Below are 13,603 nucleotides of genomic sequence, written 5' to 3'. Positions count from 1 at the left end.
CGCGGGAACCGTCGCGATTGGACCGTGTGGGGTAGCGATCAGTCTACGGGCTGCGACCAGCCGCGCCTGGAAGCGACGCGCGGGGGTCGCTTTGCCAGAATGGGGCCCGTGACGGCGAAGATTCTCGACGGCAAGGCCACCAAGAACGCCATTTTCGCGGAGCTCGAGCCGCGCGTCGCGGCCCTGGCCGCGAAGGGGGTGACGCCGGGGCTGGGCACCGTCCTGGTCGGCGACGACCCGGGGTCGCACTCGTACGTGCGGATGAAGCACGCCGACAGCGGCAAGATCGGGGTCAACTCGATCCGCCGCGACCTGCCGGCCGACATCACCCAGGAGAAGCTCGAAGCCGTCATCGACGAGCTGAACGCCGACCCGGCCTGCCACGGCTACATCGTCCAGCTGCCGCTGCCGAAGCACCTCGACGCGAACCGCGTCCTCGAGCGCATCGACCCGGAGAAGGACGCCGACGGCCTCGCGCCGGTGAGCCTCGGCCGGCTCGTGCTGGGCCAGCGGGGGGCGCTGCCGTGCACGCCGTACGGGATCATCGAGCTGCTCAAGCGCCACGGCGTCGAGCTGAACGGCGCCCGCGTCACGGTGGTCGGCCGCGGCATCACGGTCGGCCGGACGCTGGGCCTGCTGCTGACCCGCCGCAGCGAGAACGCCACCGTCACGCTGTGCCACACCGGCACCCGCGACCTGGCCGGCGAGGTCCGCCGCGCGGACATCGTGATCGCCGCGGCGGGGGTGCCGGGGATCATCACGCCGGACATGGTGGCCCCGGGCGCGGCGGTGCTCGACGTCGGCGTGTCCCATGTGGACGGCAAGCTGACCGGCGACGTCCACCCGGGAGTCGCCGAGGTCGCGGGCTGGATTTCGCCGAACCCGGGCGGGGTCGGCCCGATGACCCGGGCAATGCTGGTGAGCAACGTCGTCGAAGCGGCGGAGCGCTCGGTCGCGGGCCGATGACGATGACGGAGGACCGGCGGGAGGTGACCGGTCACCGGCCGTCCCGGTTCACCCAGCTGCCGTTCGCGGCGGTGCTGCTGGTGGTGGCCGTCGCGGCGCTGCGGATCTTCCAGTACCACTGGCGGGAGGGCGCGGCGCTGATCGGCGCCGCGCTCCTCCTCGCCGCGGTCCTGCGGGCGGCCCTGCCGACGGCCAGGGCGGGCTTGCTGGCGATCCGCGGCAAGCTCGTCGACGTGGTGACGTTCACCGCCCTGGCGGCGGCGGTGCTGTACGTCGCCCTGACGATCATCGGCGGCCCGTTCAGCTCCTCTTAGGACGCGAGGACGAGTTCGCGCTGTTCGGCTTTCGCTTCCCGCCGGTCGAGTGTGCCGGACACGACGGCGAGCGTCAGTCCGAAGACGGCGAGCAGGGCGCCGACCCAGTTGGGGGCGACCAGGCCGAGGCCGCCCGCGATCACCAGGCCGCCGAGGTAGGCCCCGATCGAGTTCGCGATGTTGAACGCGGACTGGACTGCGGCCGACACCAGGGACGGCGTGCCGCCTGCCTTCTCCATGATCCGCGCCTGCATCATCGGGCCGATCATGAACCCGGCGACGCCGACGAAGAAGATCGTGATCGCCGCGCCCACCTTGCCCTGGGCGGTGATCGTGAAGATGCCCAGCACCGACGCCAGCGCCAGCAGAGCGATGTAGAGGCTTGGCATCAGCGCGCGGTCGGCCAGCCGGCCGCCGAGCAGGTTGCCGATCGTCATGCCGACGCCGGCCAGGGACAGCAGCAGGGTGACGTTCGACGGCGAGTAGCCGGCGACGTCGGTCAGCATCGGCGTGATGTACGACAGGCAGGCGAACACGCCGCCCAGCCCGAACGTGACGATCGCCAGCGCCAGGTGCACCTGCGGCCGCTTGAACGCGCCGAGCTCGTTGCGCAGCGACGCCTCCGCGGCGGGCTTGCCCTGGTGCGGGACGAGCTTCGCGATGGCCGCGATGGCCACCAGGCCGATCACGGCGACGACGGCGAAGGTGGCGCGCCAGCCGACCTGCTGGCCGAGCAGCGTGCCCAGCGGCACGCCGATGACGTTCGCCAGGGTCAGGCCGAGGAACATCAGCGACACGGCCTTGGCGCGCTGGCCCTGGCCGACGAGGCTGGAGGCGACCACGGCGCCGGCGCCGAAGAACGCGCCGTGCGGCAGCCCGGCCAGGAACCGGAACGCGATGCCGAACTCCTGGTTGGGTGACAGCGCGAAGAGGGCGTTACCCAGCGTGAACAGGCCCATCATGGCCAGCAGCATGGTCTTGCGCGGCAGCCGGACGGCGACCGCGGTGAGCAAGGGGGCGCCGACGACGACGCCGAGGGCGTAGGCGGAGATCAAGTGGCCGGCGGTCGGGATGTCGACGCCGAAGTCGGCGGCCGCCTGGGGCAGCACGCCCATCATGACGAACTCGGTGGTCCCGATGCCGAAAGCTCCGATGGCGAGCGCGAGCAGCGCGACGGGCACGGCACTCCTTCCAGGGTGGGTAAACGATTACCGAGCCGATCTCTGGATCGGTTCAGTAGGCGGGCATAAAGAGAGGCAGCCAATCGGCCCCAGCGCCGTGAGCTGCCTACGCCCTAGTCCAACAAGCGAGGGGGCCGGTTGTCATCCCGATATCGGGTGACGATCCACACCGTAACGCGGTGATCAGCGCGGAGCGGCCAGAACGCCGTCCAGCAGACCCGGGAACAGCGCGTCGAGATCGTTGCGGCGCAACGAGTTGAACCTGGTCGTGCCTTCCTGGCGGCCGGCCACGACGCCGGCCTGGCGCAGGATGCCCAGGTGGTGGGTGAGTGTGGACTTGGTCACCGGGACGGTGAGCCCGCCGCACGCGATCTCCTGCCCGGTGGCCGCGAGCTGCCGGACGATGGCCAGCCGCACCGGGTCGGCGAGGGCGCGGAGCACGCCTTCGACGGTGATCTCCTCCCGGGCCGGGTGGGCGATCGGGGGCAGGGTGTCGGTCTTGGTCATGGGCCCATTGTACGACGCCGGTCGAAATTATGGCGGCGGCGTAGTACGGTGACTGTCGAACTACGACGTTCGTCGAACCAATCCCGCTTTCCTGGGGGCTCAGCTCATGTCCGCACCTGCTCCTTCGAGGATCTCCGTCCTCGCGTTCGGCGCCTTCGGCGTCGGGACCAGCGGCTACATCGTCGCCGGGCTGCTGCCCGCGCTGACCGGTGAGCTGCACGTCTCGGCGACGGCCGCGGCGCAGCTCGTGACCGCCTTCGCCATCGCGTACGCGATCGGCTCGCCGCTGTTCGCCGCCGCCACCGGCACCTGGGAACGCCGGACGCTGCTGGTCGCGGCGCTCGCCGTCACCGGCGCCGGCAACCTCTTCGCCGCGCTCGCGCCCGGCTACGGCTCGCTCCTGGTGGCCCGCGTGGTGACCGCGGTCGGCGCCGCGGTGTTCACGCCCGCGGCGAGCGCCGTGGCGGCCGAACTGACCGCTCCCGAACGCCGGGGCCGCGCCGTCGCGATGGTGTTCGGCGGGCTGACGGTCGCGCTCATCTTCGGCGTCCCGCTCGGCAGCCTCATCTCGCAGCACCTCGGCTACCGGACGGCGTTCGCGCTGGTCGCCGCGTTCTCGCTGGCGAGCGCGGTCGCCGTGCGGTTCGCGCTGCCCACCGTCGCCGCGCCGCCACGGGTGGGCCTCGCCGAGCGGTTCGCAGCCGGCCGCGACCCGCGGGTGCTCGTCATGCTGGCCACGACGGTGCTCGCCTGCCTGGCCGCGTTCATGGTCTACACGTTCGTGTCACCGCTGCTGGCCGCGACGGCCGGCGTGCACGGCACGACGGTCACGGTGCTGCTCTTCTGCTACGGGGTCGGCGGTGCGATCGGGAACTTCGCGGGCGGCCGGGCGACCGACCGCTGGGGCTCGCGGGCGCCGCTGCTGGTGGTCACCGTGGCCATCACCGCGGTGATGGCGCTGCTGCCCCTGACGACCGTGACGCCGGTCGCGGCCGGGATCTCGCTGTTCGTGTGGGGGCTGGCGACGTGGTCGTTCAACCCGCCGGTGCAGCACCGCCTGATCGAGCTGTCACCGGGGCACGCCGGGCTGGTGCTCTCGCTCAACGCGTCGGCGATCTACCTCGGCGTCGGCCTGTCCGGCGTCGTCGGGGGAGCGGTGCTCGCTTCGGGCGGGCCGCTGCTGCTGCCCGAGGTCGCGGCCGCGCTGACCCTCGTGGCCCTGCTGCTGGTGGGCTCGGCGTGGGGGCGGGTCCGCGAGCCTCGGGAACCGGTCGCCGTCGGTTAGTCGGCGTGCGTCTGGACTTCGCAGTCGGGCCCGGGGTAGACGAGCCCCTCGTGCCCGTCGGCGAACCGCACCAGATAGGGCGGGGCGCCGTCGGGTCCGCGGACTTCGAGGATCTCGCCGCGCTGCTCGGCCGACCCGACCGTCCGGCCGTGCACCTGGATCTCGTCTCCTACTCCTGCGTGCATGGGCTTCACCTCCGTGTCCAGGGTAGGAGCGGGCCGGGAGTGCTGGTAGCCCGGCGATCGGGTGGCGTGGCAAGGTTTCCGAAGTGGACGGTCGGGCGGCGGTGGCGGAGAACGCGGCGTGGTGCGCGCTGGTCGGCGGCGGCGGCCGCTGGGGCCCGCGCGCGTGGACTTCGGCGTCCCGCACGCCGGCGTTCTACCCGGACGCGGTGACGCTCGACCCCGCCGCGACGGCGGCCGACGTCCTCCCGTTCGTCGACGGTTCTGCGGGCTGCTCGGTGAAGGACAGCTTCGCGACGCTGGACCTGCCGGGGTTCTCGGTGTTGTTCGAGGCGACGTGGATCGCCTGCGGTCCGGGTGTCCCGGAACCGGGCTGGCGGCGCGTCACCGAGCACGCCTACCCGGCCGACCCGTCCGTGGCGGTGTTGTCCCGCGGCTCGGCGGAGGTGGTCGCGCACCGGGGCGACGACGTCGTGGGGCTGTCGAACTTCGTGGGTCCGGACGAGCACTGGCCGGGCGCGGTGGCGGCGGTGGCGTCGGCGTTCCCGGGACTGCCGGTGGTCGGCTACGAACACGGCGACGCGCTGCGGGTCGCCCTCGACCACGGCGCGCAGCCGCTCGGGCCGCTGCGCGTGTGGGTGCGTTAGCCCGCTTTCGCGGCGGCCTTGGCGGCCTTCTTGAATGCGCGGACCTCGGCGAGGGTCTCGGCACTGGTGACGTCGGCGATCGACCGGCGCGAGCTGCGGTCGCCGTACGCGCCGGCCACTTCGCGCCAGCCCTTCGGCTGGACGCCGCGCTGCTTTCCCAGCAGCGCCAGGAAGATCTTGGCCTTCTGCTCCCCGAATCCGGGCAGCGCCTTCAGCCGCTTCAGGACTTCGGCGCCGTCGGGTTTCGGGCGCCCGTCGAGCCAGATGCCTTCCGTGCGGCCGTCGTAGTTCTCGATGATGTGCTGCGCGAGCGCGTGGACGCGGCGGGCCATCGAACCGCCGTAGCGGTGGATCGCCGGCGGCACCACACACATCTCGACGAACGTCTCGACGTCCGTGGCGGCGATCTTCGCCAGCGAGAAGCCGTCCATCCGGTCCGCGATCTTCCGCGGGCCGGCGAAGGCGTGCTCCATCGGGTACTGCTGGTCCAGGAGCATGCCGACGAGCAGGGCGAACGGGTCGTCGTTCAGCAGCTTGTCGGCCGCCGGGTCACCGGTGAGGTGCAGTTCGCGCAGCATGCCGTCATCTTGACACAACGGCCCGTCTTCCTACGTGCGCTCCTTCGCCGGCAGGTGGGCGATGACCAGGGCCGCCATGGCGATCAGGAAGTTCTGCAGCGCCGGCTGGAGCCCGTTCCACTTGTCCGACTGCCACATCTGGAACCACTCGCCGCCGATGGCGATGAAGCCGACGCCGAACAGCAGCACCCACATCACCCAGCCGAGTGTCGAAAGCCGCCCGCCCCACGGACTCCCGCGCAGCCATGCCACGAACGCCGCGATCAGCACCAGCGCCGTCAGCGTCTCCCACGCGATGATCACCACGTACGCCGCGTTCTGCACGCCCGTGCTGGTGATCGCGCGCCACATCGTGTTCGGGGACCTGAATGTCGTGTCCATCGCCAGCACGTGCTGGACGAACGCCTGGTTCGTGCCGAAGTCGGTGATGTTGCCGAACGCGATCAGCGCCATCTGGAGCGCCGTCATGCCGGTGAGGACGGTGACCGCGAACCGCAGGCCGCCGATCCTGGCGAAGAACCCCATATCCGGATCGTAACGACGCCGTCACCGGGTTTTCGGGTAGCGCGACGGCGTCGTGCCGAGGTACCGCTTGAAGTGCCTGGTCAGGTGGGCCTGGTCGGTGAAGCCGGCCGCGGCCGCCACGTCGGCGGCCGGGGCGCCGTCGAGCAGCAGGCGGCGGGCGCGGTCGACGCGGCGGCCCGTCAGGTAGCGGTGCGGGGGCAGGCCGAACCGTGCTCCGAAGCAGCGGACCAGGTACGCCGGGTGCGCGCCGAGCGTCTTGCCCGCTTCGGCGAGCGTCAGCGCTTCCGGCAGGTGGGCGTCGAGGAGGTCCCGCAGGTCGTCGGCGAGGCCGCGCTTCGGCTCGTGGGACGCCGGGCGGCCCAGGTGGGTGCGCAGGCGGTCGGCCACCAGCACGAGCCGGCTCTCGGCCTCGAGCGCGTCGCCCGGCTCGGTGAGCGACTCGTGGAGCTGGTGGATCCGGGTGCGCAGGATGCCGTCGGCGACGCTGGGCCGGTCGACCGCCGCGCCGACGAGGTCCTCGCCCAGCACCGACGTGTCCAGGTAGAGCACGCGCTTGCGGAAGCCGTGGCTGGTCGCGGCCCGCCCGTCGTGGGCGACGTTCGGCGGCAGCAGCGTCACCGCCGGGCCGAGCGCGCCGTGGTGGTGGCGGTCGAGGTCGTAGCGGATGACGCCGTCGTCGACGATCAGCAGCGTCCACGTGTCGTGCGTGTGGAGCGGGTAGGCGTGCGTGGTGAAGCGCGCGTGGAAGACCTCGGCGATCCCGGGGACCGCCGGCCGCCAGGCTTCGACGTGCGCCATGTCAAGAACGTACAAGACGCCGACGCTGGGCCGGGACGATCGTGACCGGCATGAGTTCCTTCGACACGAAGATCGCCGTCCTGCTCCGCGACGACCTGGCGTCCTGGCAGCGGCTGAACGTCACCGCGTTCCTGGTGAGCGGGATCGCCCACGTGACCCCCGAGCTGATGGGCGAGCCCTACGCCGACGCCGACGGCACGCAGTACCTGCCGATGTTCGGCCAGCCGGTGATGGTGTTCTCGGGCACCGCGGACGTCCTGACCGCGGCCCACACACGCGCGCTCGGCCGCGGGCTGCGGTTTTCGATCTTCACCGACGAGCTGTTCCACACCGGCAACGACGCCGACAACCGGGCGGCGGTGCGTGCGGTGCCGGGGGAGAAGCTGGCCCTGGCCGGGCTGGCGGTGCACGGGCCGAAGAACGCCGTCGACAAGATCCTCAAGGGCGCGTCGCTGCACCGCTGAGCGTCACGGCGCGGTCGCGTGCACCAGGAAGACGCTCCGGACCCGGTCGCCGCCGTGGACGGTGAACGTCCGCGCCGACACGTCGGCGAAGCCGTGCGCCAACGCCGCCGCCTCGGCTTCGTCGACCGGGAACGTCAGGTCCTTCGGCACGAACTCGGCGAACGGCCCGCTCGGCTTGAAGCGCGCCCCGGACACCACGGAGAACGCCAGCCGGCCGCCCGGCTTCAGCACGCGCAGCCAGTCGGTGAACGCGGCGGCGCCCAGGAAGTGCAGCGAAGACGCGCACAGGACGACGTCGGCCGAGTGGTCCTCGGCCGGCATCGGCACCGCCGGGCCGACGCGCCACTCGATCCGGCCGTCCGGGTCCTGTTCGGGCGCCTTGGCCTCGGCCCGCGCGACCATGGCCGGCGACAGGTCGACAGCCAGCACGCGCGCCGGCTTCAGCCGTAGCGCCGCGTACGCCGCGAAGCCCGTCCCGGTGGCGACGTCGAGAACGAGTTCCGGCGTGCCGGGCAGCGGCTCGACCAGGGCTTCCGCCACGGAGGCGTGGAACGTGTCGTCGTCGTAGTGCTCGGCTGTGCCGTCGAAGAAGGCGGCCCGGGATTCGTCGCTCACCAGCCCAACCTAGCCAGCAGCGCCAGGGGTTTTCAGCGGGCGGCGACCCGCGAAACCGAGGTCGGTGCGGTGGTACCAGCCCAGCTCGTGGTCGCCTTCGAGCCAGCACAGGAGCACGTCGGTGCCGTCGAGTTCGGCCGGGAAGCCGATCAGCAGCGGCGCGAACCCCTTGAGCTCGGCGCCGGTGCGCTGCACCGTCGTCATCAGGTCGTCGAGGCGGGCCTGCGCGGCCTTCCACTCGGGCAGTCCGCCCAGCTCCGTGGCCCGGCCGCCCGGGCGCAGCGACGCCGCGAGCTCGGCCGCGTCGGCGCGGACGCGGACCAGTTCGTCGAGGACCGGCCGCAGGCGCGTCAGTTCGTCGCGTGCTTCGGAGACGGTGAACAGTCCCATCCGCCGATGATGCCACCGGCGTGCGTCACCCCTCGCGCCGCCGCCGGACCAGCGCGTTGGCCAGTCCGCTGCCGACCAGCAGGAAGCCCACGCCGAGCAGGCCGCCGATGAAGAGGAAGTCCATGACGCCGTACGCGATGTCGCTCTTCGGCATCAGGTTGACCAGCCGGAAGCCCCACTCGGGCACGGCCATCGCGGCGACGCCGGGCAGCACGCCGTAGATGAGCCCGCCGAGGATCGGGCCGGTCGCCGACAGCGCGCCGAGCGCGGCGACGACCAGCAGCAGGATGGCCCCGCCGGCCAGCAGCGCGATGCCGAGGGCGTCGCGGTTGGTGCTCAGGGTGGCCTGGACCAGCTGCTGCTGGCGCAGGCCACCCCAGCTCAGCAGGCCGAGGGCGACCGGGGTGAGCACGAGGCCGCCGAGCGCGCTGACCACGTGCGCGGCGCCCCGGCGGGGCCGCTCGTCGAACAGGTCGGCGGGTTCGTCCGGCTCCTCGTAGTCGTTCTCGTAGTCGACTTCGTAGTCGGCGTACCGATGGGTCGACATGGGCCTCACCTCTCGCCTGGATTCACGGGTGGCATCGTGCCCTGGTTCACCCGCGCACGCGACAGCCGCTCGGCGAGCGGTCGGATCGCGGGGGTCGGGCGGCGTTCCCGCCCGGTGATCCGTGCCACAAACCGCGGGTGGAGACTTGATGCCGACCACTACTGGAACCATCCAGCTCGGTCAAGCAGTACGCTTGTACCGCTACCGGCGAGACGTATCGAAGTAACGCGAAGATCCGCGGAAGGAGCACCGCTGCTCATGGCCAAGATCAAGGTCCAGGGCACCGTCGTCGAACTCGACGGCGATGAGATGACCCGCATTATCTGGCAGTTCATCAAGGACAAGCTGATCCACCCGTACCTGGACGTGAACCTGGACTACTACGACCTGGGCATCGAGGAGCGGGACCGCACCGACGACCAGGTCACGATCGACTCCGCGAACGCCATCAAGAAGCACGGCGTCGGCGTCAAGTGCGCCACGATCACCCCGGACGAGGCGCGCGTCGAGGAGTTCGGCCTCAAGAAGATGTGGCTGTCCCCGAACGGGACGATCCGCAACATCCTCGGCGGCGTGATCTTCCGCGAGCCGATCGTCATCCAGAACATCCCGCGGCTGGTGCCGACGTGGACGAAGCCGATCATCATCGGCCGCCACGCGCACGGCGACCAGTACAAGGCGACCAACTTCAAGGTCCCCGGCCCGGGCAAGCTGACCGTGACCTACACCCCGGACGACGGCTCCGAGCCGATGGAGTTCCAGGTCGCGCAGTTCCCCGAGGGCGGCGGCGTCGCCATGGGGATGTACAACTTCAAGAAGTCGATCGAGGACTTCGCGCGCGCGTCGCTGCAGTACGGCCTCGACCGCGGCCTGCCGGTCTACCTCTCCACCAAGAACACGATCCTCAAGGCCTACGACGGCCAGTTCAAGGACGTGTTCGAGGAGATCTTCCAGAACGAGTTCAAGGCCGACTTCGACGCCAAGGGCATCTCCTACGAGCACCGCCTGATCGACGACATGGTCGCCGCGGCGATGAAGTGGGAGGGCGGCTACGTCTGGGCGTGCAAGAACTACGACGGTGACGTCCAGTCCGACACGGTCGCGCAGGGCTTCGGCTCGCTGGGCCTGATGACGTCGGTGCTGCGCACCCCGGACGGCCGGACCGTCGAGGCCGAGGCCGCGCACGGCACGGTCACCCGGCACTACCGCCAGCACCAGCAGGGCAAGCCGACCTCGACGAACCCGATCGCGTCGATCTACGCCTGGACGCGCGGCCTCGAGCACCGCGGCAAGCTGGACGGCAACCAGGAGCTGATCGGCTTCGCGAACACGCTGGAGCAGGTCGTCGTCGAGACCGTCGAGAGCGGCCAGATGACGAAGGACCTCGCGCTGCTCATCAGCAAGGACCAGCCGTGGCAGACGACCGAGGAGTTCCTCGCGACGCTGGACGACAACCTGGCGAAGAAGATCGCCCAGGGCTGAGTTCGGGCCTTTCGGAGACCCCCTTCCCGGTTCACCGGGGAGGGGGTTTCTTTCGTGCACTGTGCGTCACTTCGGGGGACCTTGACTGGCGCCACCGGGTGGTTGCTGCGTCCGGAGCTGTCCGTCCGGGTAAAGGATTGCCTACCCTTGGCGTGGGGACGGGCCTCGTGGGTTGGAGGAAGGCATGTCGAAGAAGACTTTGCTCATCTTGGGCGCGCTCGTCCTGGTCGTCATCGTGTACGCCATGAACACGGGCAAGCAGGCTTCGGGCGCTTCGGCGACCGGCTGCAAGGTGACGGTGACCGCGGACGTCCTGAACGCCCGCGAGTCGGCGGACGGCAACGCCAAGATCGTCGGCAAGTACCTGCGCGACGCCCAGTTCGACGCGATGCCGGGCATCCAGAACGGCTTCCGGAAGGTGGCCGACGACAAGTGGGTGGCCGCAGCGTTCACCCAGCCTGTCGCCGGCTCCGCTTGTTGATTTCTGTTTCGACCGGCCGCGCGCGTCACGACGCCGAAGGCCGTGTCCTGGCGCGTTTCGGACCACGCTTCGCGGCGGCGCGCCAGTAGAAGGCGGCATCAGCAGCTCGACGACGACGTCCCGTTTTTGTCGGTGGTGGGTGCTAGAACTTGCTCAGGTTGAAAACCGCAGGTGGCGACGTGGGTCGCCGGGAGGAGGTGAGCATCCGGGGGCGGGCGACAACTGAATGCGGCAGGGCTCGCTGTCGGCGGGTCCGCGGGGTCTCCAGGGGGAGTCTCGCGGGCTGCTTGGGGTTGAGGCTGGGGACCGTGCTCGGACGGGGGTCGGAGTGCGGGGCTGAGATTCCTCTGGGACCGATGGGTGGCTGGGGTGGTGCTCGGGCTGGGGAGCCTGAGCCGCGGCCGAGGTCAGAGCCGGTCAGAGGTCGAGGACGAGATCCTCTTCGGCGACCAGCACCTCGCCGCCGAACTCCGTGCGGGCTTCGTTGGCTGCTGCCGTTCGGTCGGTGCCTGGCCAGAAGTGGGTCAACAGGAGGCGGCTGGCTCCGGCCTCGGCTGCCCAGTGGCCCGCCTCCGCGGCCGTCATCAGGTAGCGGGGTTCGCCCTCCGGTGGTGGGGTGCGGAGGGTGGCGTCGCAGATGAACAGGTCCGCGTCGCGGCCCAGCTCCGCCAGGAGCGGGGACGGTCCCGTGTCACCCGTGTAGGCGACTGTCAGCCCGGGTGCGCTCAGACGCACGCCGAAGTTCGGCTGGTGGTGCGGCAGTGGGTACGGCGTCAGGCGAAACGGTCCGATGTCGGCCGGGTCGGCGAGGTCGTGCAGCTCGAACAGCGTCTCCGGATGCGGGCGTGGCTCCATCGCCTCGAGCCGGCCGACCGTGCCGGGCGTGCAGTGCAGCGGCAGCCTCGTCGAGGGTGCGCCGGCCTGGACGGTGTAGTGCCAGGCCCGTCCAAGCGCGCTGACGTCGGCGCAGTGGTCCGGGTGCTCGTGCGTCACGACCACGGCATCGGGCAACCGGTCACGGCAGTGGGTGAACAACCGCGAGGCGGCCCCGTAGCCGAGGTCGAGCACGACGCGGAAGCCGTTGTGCGTCAACAGGAATCCGGCGCAGGCTCGGCCGGGCTCCGGCCAGGCGCCGCAACTGCCGAGCACCGTCAGCCGGCTCACCGATTCGCCCATGAGCGGCAGTCTGGCAGAACACCGACGGCCCCCCCCGGCGCGAGTTTCCGCCACCACCGCGGCGAGCACCGGCGGCCGTGAGCGCTGCCGGCGGGCAGTACTGGGCTGCGGCCGCCGTCGCCGCCCGGGGGTTACGCGGCGACCGCCATCGAGCCACCGTGGCGGTTCACCACCACCGCGGCAGCGCCGCCCGAGCCACCGCGCCGCTCCGAACCACCGCGGTAGCGCCACCGCGCCGCGCCGCCCCGAGCACCGCCCCGCCCCGAGCCACCGCCCGCACCGCCCCGTGGTCGCCCCAGCCGCCGCTCCCGCCAGCCCCGATGGCCGCCGAGCACGACCCTGGCCGGTAGCGTGCAGCACGTGCTGACCGTCTCCACCGTGAACGTCAACGGGCTCCGTGCCGCCGCCAAAAAGGGCTTTGTCGAATGGCTCGCCTCCACCGACGCCGATGTCGTTGCCTGTCAAGAGGTGCGCGCCGAAGCCAGTCAGCTTCCTGCCTCCGTCGTCCAGCCCCACGGGTGGTTCTCCGTCCACGCCCCCTCCGTCGTCAAGGGGCGTAACGGCGTTGCCGTCTACAGCCGCGTTGAGCCTGAGGAAGTTCGGGTCGGCTTCGGGGAACCCGAGTTCGAAGACTCCGGGCGGTACCTCGAGGTCCACCTGCCGAACGTCGTCGTCGCCAGCCTGTACCTGCCCAGCGGTGATGTCGGTACCGAACGGCAGGACGAAAAAGAACGCTTCATGGCCGCCTTCCTGCCCTACCTCGTCGAACTCCGGGCCAAGGCCGCCGCCGGTGGGCGGGAAGCCGTTGTCGTCGGGGACTGGAACATCGCCTATGACACCGTCGACCTGAAGAACTGGCGGGGCAACCGGAAGAACTCCGGCTTCCTGCCCGAGGAACGCGCCTGGCTCGGCCGCGTCTACACCGAAGCCGGCTTCACCGACGTCCAGCGCCGCCTCGACCCCGAGGGCCCCGGGCCCTACACCTGGTGGTCCTACCGCGGGCAGGCCTTCGACAACGACTCCGGCTGGCGCATCGACTGCCAGCTCGCGACCCCGGGCCTCGCCGAGAAGGTCGTCGACGTCGTCGTCGAACGGGCCGCCGCCTATGACCAGCGGTGGTCCGACCACGCCCCCGTCACCGCCACCTACGACATCGACTTCCCCCGGGCTACTCCCCGAGGCGTAGACAGCCACTATCCGGTGAAACCGCCCGCCGCGATCGGAGCTGTCCCCTAAGAGGCCAACAGGTGACACCCGATCGGGCACTCTCCGGTCACGCTCTACTCCGCGTAGTAGCAGATCCACCCAGAAGGGTGATCAAAGTGAACTTTGGGGGCGCCCGGAGCGTATTACCGGTTGAGCGCTACCCTCGCTTCCGAGTTGATCAGTTTCGGCACGTCTTGACACGCTCGGTAGTTTTTTGACCAGTAGCATGCAGCGTCTCACTCGGATGGGTGAGCGTTTC

18 protein-coding genes are annotated in these 13,603 nt (G+C 70.8%); 8 read left to right on the top strand and 10 right to left on the bottom strand.

The genetic code is table 11. From position 1 onward, the window contains the following. The first annotated feature begins 108 nt into the window (after positions 1 to 108). Positions 109 to 966 (top strand): bifunctional methylenetetrahydrofolate dehydrogenase/methenyltetrahydrofolate cyclohydrolase, encoded by an 858-nt coding sequence (locus AB0M93_RS33340; protein ID WP_364280931.1) that lies wholly within the window; start codon positions 109 to 111, stop codon positions 964 to 966. After that, on the top strand, positions 963 to 1,280 hold the full coding sequence (locus tag AB0M93_RS33335; RefSeq protein ID WP_364280928.1) for a DUF3017 domain-containing protein: 318 nt from the start codon (positions 963 to 965) through the stop codon (positions 1,278 to 1,280). The genes AB0M93_RS33340 and AB0M93_RS33335 overlap by 4 nt, the downstream gene beginning before the upstream one ends. On the opposite strand, the gene AB0M93_RS33330 is transcribed toward AB0M93_RS33335, so the two are convergent. Further along, positions 1,277 to 2,461, bottom strand: a complete 1,185-nt coding sequence (locus AB0M93_RS33330; RefSeq protein WP_364280925.1) for an MFS transporter — start codon at positions 2,459 to 2,461, stop codon at positions 1,277 to 1,279. The two genes, AB0M93_RS33335 and AB0M93_RS33330, sit on opposite strands and share 4 nt — an antisense overlap. Positions 2,462 to 2,644: 183 nt before the next feature. Beyond that, the gene (locus AB0M93_RS33325) at positions 2,645 to 2,968 is read right to left on the bottom strand and encodes a metalloregulator ArsR/SmtB family transcription factor (RefSeq protein ID WP_364280922.1); all 324 of its coding nucleotides are present in this window, start codon (positions 2,966 to 2,968) and stop codon (positions 2,645 to 2,647) included. 106 nt (positions 2,969 to 3,074) lie between these two features. Here AB0M93_RS33325 and AB0M93_RS33320 point away from each other — a divergent pair, with 106 nt between their 5' ends. Continuing rightward, positions 3,075 to 4,253, top strand: coding sequence for an MFS transporter (locus tag AB0M93_RS33320; RefSeq protein WP_364280919.1), 1,179 nt, complete (start codon positions 3,075 to 3,077; stop codon positions 4,251 to 4,253). Here AB0M93_RS33320 and AB0M93_RS33315 read toward each other — a convergent pair. Next, a complete protein-coding gene (locus tag AB0M93_RS33315; protein WP_033261422.1) occupies positions 4,250 to 4,438 on the bottom strand; it encodes a DUF1918 domain-containing protein in 189 nt (62 codons plus the stop codon). The genes AB0M93_RS33320 and AB0M93_RS33315 overlap by 4 nt on opposite strands. 83 nt (positions 4,439 to 4,521) lie before the next feature. Between AB0M93_RS33315 and AB0M93_RS33310 the strand changes: the two genes are divergently transcribed. Further along, a complete protein-coding gene (locus AB0M93_RS33310) occupies positions 4,522 to 5,082 on the top strand; it encodes a hypothetical protein (protein WP_364280916.1) in 561 nt (186 codons plus the stop codon). On the opposite strand, the gene AB0M93_RS33305 is transcribed toward AB0M93_RS33310, so the two are convergent. The 3 genes from AB0M93_RS33305 to AB0M93_RS33295 are packed head-to-tail and all read right to left on the bottom strand — an operon-like array spanning position 5,079 to position 6,983. Beyond that, positions 5,079 to 5,660: an HhH-GPD-type base excision DNA repair protein gene (locus tag AB0M93_RS33305; protein WP_364280914.1), complete on the bottom strand. Its 582-nt coding sequence runs from the start codon at positions 5,658 to 5,660 to the stop codon at positions 5,079 to 5,081. The genes AB0M93_RS33310 and AB0M93_RS33305 overlap by 4 nt on opposite strands. 30 nt (positions 5,661 to 5,690) lie before the next feature. Further along, the gene (locus AB0M93_RS33300; protein WP_364280912.1) at positions 5,691 to 6,185 is read right to left on the bottom strand and encodes a DUF2165 domain-containing protein; all 495 of its coding nucleotides are present in this window, start codon (positions 6,183 to 6,185) and stop codon (positions 5,691 to 5,693) included. Positions 6,186 to 6,206: 21 nt separating this feature from the next. Next, complete coding sequence (locus AB0M93_RS33295; RefSeq protein ID WP_364280909.1) at positions 6,207 to 6,983, bottom strand: AraC family transcriptional regulator; 777 nt, start codon at positions 6,981 to 6,983, stop codon at positions 6,207 to 6,209. A gap of 50 nt (positions 6,984 to 7,033) precedes the next feature. On the opposite strand from AB0M93_RS33295, the gene AB0M93_RS33290 reads away from it, so the two are divergent. Beyond that, the gene (locus AB0M93_RS33290) at positions 7,034 to 7,447 is read left to right on the top strand and encodes a DUF2000 domain-containing protein (protein ID WP_364280906.1); all 414 of its coding nucleotides are present in this window, start codon (positions 7,034 to 7,036) and stop codon (positions 7,445 to 7,447) included. A gap of 3 nt (positions 7,448 to 7,450) precedes the next feature. Here AB0M93_RS33290 and AB0M93_RS33285 read toward each other — a convergent pair whose 3' ends face one another. Genes AB0M93_RS33285 through AB0M93_RS33275 form a run of 3 tightly spaced genes read right to left on the bottom strand, consistent with a single transcriptional unit; the run spans position 7,451 to position 8,999 of the window. Beyond that, positions 7,451 to 8,062, bottom strand: coding sequence for a class I SAM-dependent methyltransferase (locus tag AB0M93_RS33285; RefSeq protein ID WP_364280904.1), 612 nt, complete (start codon positions 8,060 to 8,062; stop codon positions 7,451 to 7,453). Positions 8,063 to 8,071: 9 nt separating this feature from the next. Beyond that, positions 8,072 to 8,452 carry a DUF2203 domain-containing protein gene (locus AB0M93_RS33280; protein ID WP_364280901.1) on the bottom strand — a complete coding sequence of 127 codons (381 nt, stop codon included), beginning with the start codon at positions 8,450 to 8,452 and terminating at the stop codon, positions 8,072 to 8,074. A gap of 25 nt (positions 8,453 to 8,477) precedes the next feature. Further along, entirely contained in the window at positions 8,478 to 8,999 is a 522-nt protein-coding gene (locus AB0M93_RS33275; RefSeq protein WP_364280899.1) for a hypothetical protein, read from the bottom strand. A 258-nt stretch (positions 9,000 to 9,257) separates the two neighbouring features. Between AB0M93_RS33275 and AB0M93_RS33270 the strand changes: the two genes are divergently transcribed. Together AB0M93_RS33270 and AB0M93_RS33265 are read left to right on the top strand one after the other, a co-directional pair. Beyond that, positions 9,258 to 10,481, top strand: a complete 1,224-nt coding sequence (locus AB0M93_RS33270; protein WP_364280896.1) for an NADP-dependent isocitrate dehydrogenase — start codon at positions 9,258 to 9,260, stop codon at positions 10,479 to 10,481. A gap of 184 nt (positions 10,482 to 10,665) precedes the next feature. Beyond that, positions 10,666 to 10,962 carry an SH3 domain-containing protein gene (locus tag AB0M93_RS33265; protein WP_364280893.1) on the top strand — a complete coding sequence of 99 codons (297 nt, stop codon included), beginning with the start codon at positions 10,666 to 10,668 and terminating at the stop codon, positions 10,960 to 10,962. A 417-nt stretch (positions 10,963 to 11,379) separates the two neighbouring features. Here AB0M93_RS33265 and AB0M93_RS33260 read toward each other — a convergent pair whose 3' ends face one another. Beyond that, the gene (locus AB0M93_RS33260; protein ID WP_364280890.1) at positions 11,380 to 12,138 is read right to left on the bottom strand and encodes an MBL fold metallo-hydrolase; all 759 of its coding nucleotides are present in this window, start codon (positions 12,136 to 12,138) and stop codon (positions 11,380 to 11,382) included. Between the two features lie 351 nt (positions 12,139 to 12,489). Here AB0M93_RS33260 and AB0M93_RS33255 point away from each other — a divergent pair, with 351 nt between their 5' ends. Further along, positions 12,490 to 13,374 (top strand): exodeoxyribonuclease III, encoded by an 885-nt coding sequence (locus AB0M93_RS33255; protein ID WP_364280888.1) that lies wholly within the window; start codon positions 12,490 to 12,492, stop codon positions 13,372 to 13,374. Positions 13,375 to 13,603 lie beyond the last annotated feature (229 nt).

It is taken from the genome of Amycolatopsis sp. NPDC051102 (genome assembly GCF_040682815.1).
GTDB lineage: Bacteria > Actinomycetota > Actinomycetes > Mycobacteriales > Pseudonocardiaceae > Amycolatopsis.
Note: the sequence above shows the minus strand (reverse complement) of the source record. Positions and strands in the feature narration are given on the sequence as shown.

Excerpts from the sequence above, each read along its gene's own strand:
- AB0M93_RS33335 (WP_364280928.1), top strand. The coding sequence starts at position 963 with ATGACGATGACGGAGGACCGGCGGGAGGTGACCGGTCACCGGCCGTCC.
- AB0M93_RS33325 (WP_364280922.1), bottom strand. The coding sequence starts at position 2,968 with ATGACCAAGACCGACACCCTGCCCCCGATCGCCCACCCGGCCCGGGAG.
- AB0M93_RS33320 (WP_364280919.1), top strand. The coding sequence starts at position 3,075 with ATGTCCGCACCTGCTCCTTCGAGGATCTCCGTCCTCGCGTTCGGCGCC.
- AB0M93_RS33315 (WP_033261422.1), bottom strand. The coding sequence starts at position 4,438 with ATGCACGCAGGAGTAGGAGACGAGATCCAGGTGCACGGCCGGACGGTC.
- AB0M93_RS33305 (WP_364280914.1), bottom strand. The coding sequence starts at position 5,660 with ATGCTGCGCGAACTGCACCTCACCGGTGACCCGGCGGCCGACAAGCTG.
- AB0M93_RS33300 (WP_364280912.1), bottom strand. The coding sequence starts at position 6,185 with ATGGGGTTCTTCGCCAGGATCGGCGGCCTGCGGTTCGCGGTCACCGTC.
- AB0M93_RS33295 (WP_364280909.1), bottom strand. The coding sequence starts at position 6,983 with ATGGCGCACGTCGAAGCCTGGCGGCCGGCGGTCCCCGGGATCGCCGAG.
- AB0M93_RS33290 (WP_364280906.1), top strand. The coding sequence starts at position 7,034 with ATGAGTTCCTTCGACACGAAGATCGCCGTCCTGCTCCGCGACGACCTG.
- AB0M93_RS33280 (WP_364280901.1), bottom strand. The coding sequence starts at position 8,452 with ATGGGACTGTTCACCGTCTCCGAAGCACGCGACGAACTGACGCGCCTG.
- AB0M93_RS33275 (WP_364280899.1), bottom strand. The coding sequence starts at position 8,999 with ATGTCGACCCATCGGTACGCCGACTACGAAGTCGACTACGAGAACGAC.
- AB0M93_RS33270 (WP_364280896.1), top strand. The coding sequence starts at position 9,258 with ATGGCCAAGATCAAGGTCCAGGGCACCGTCGTCGAACTCGACGGCGAT.
- AB0M93_RS33265 (WP_364280893.1), top strand. The coding sequence starts at position 10,666 with ATGTCGAAGAAGACTTTGCTCATCTTGGGCGCGCTCGTCCTGGTCGTC.
- AB0M93_RS33260 (WP_364280890.1), bottom strand. The coding sequence starts at position 12,138 with ATGGGCGAATCGGTGAGCCGGCTGACGGTGCTCGGCAGTTGCGGCGCC.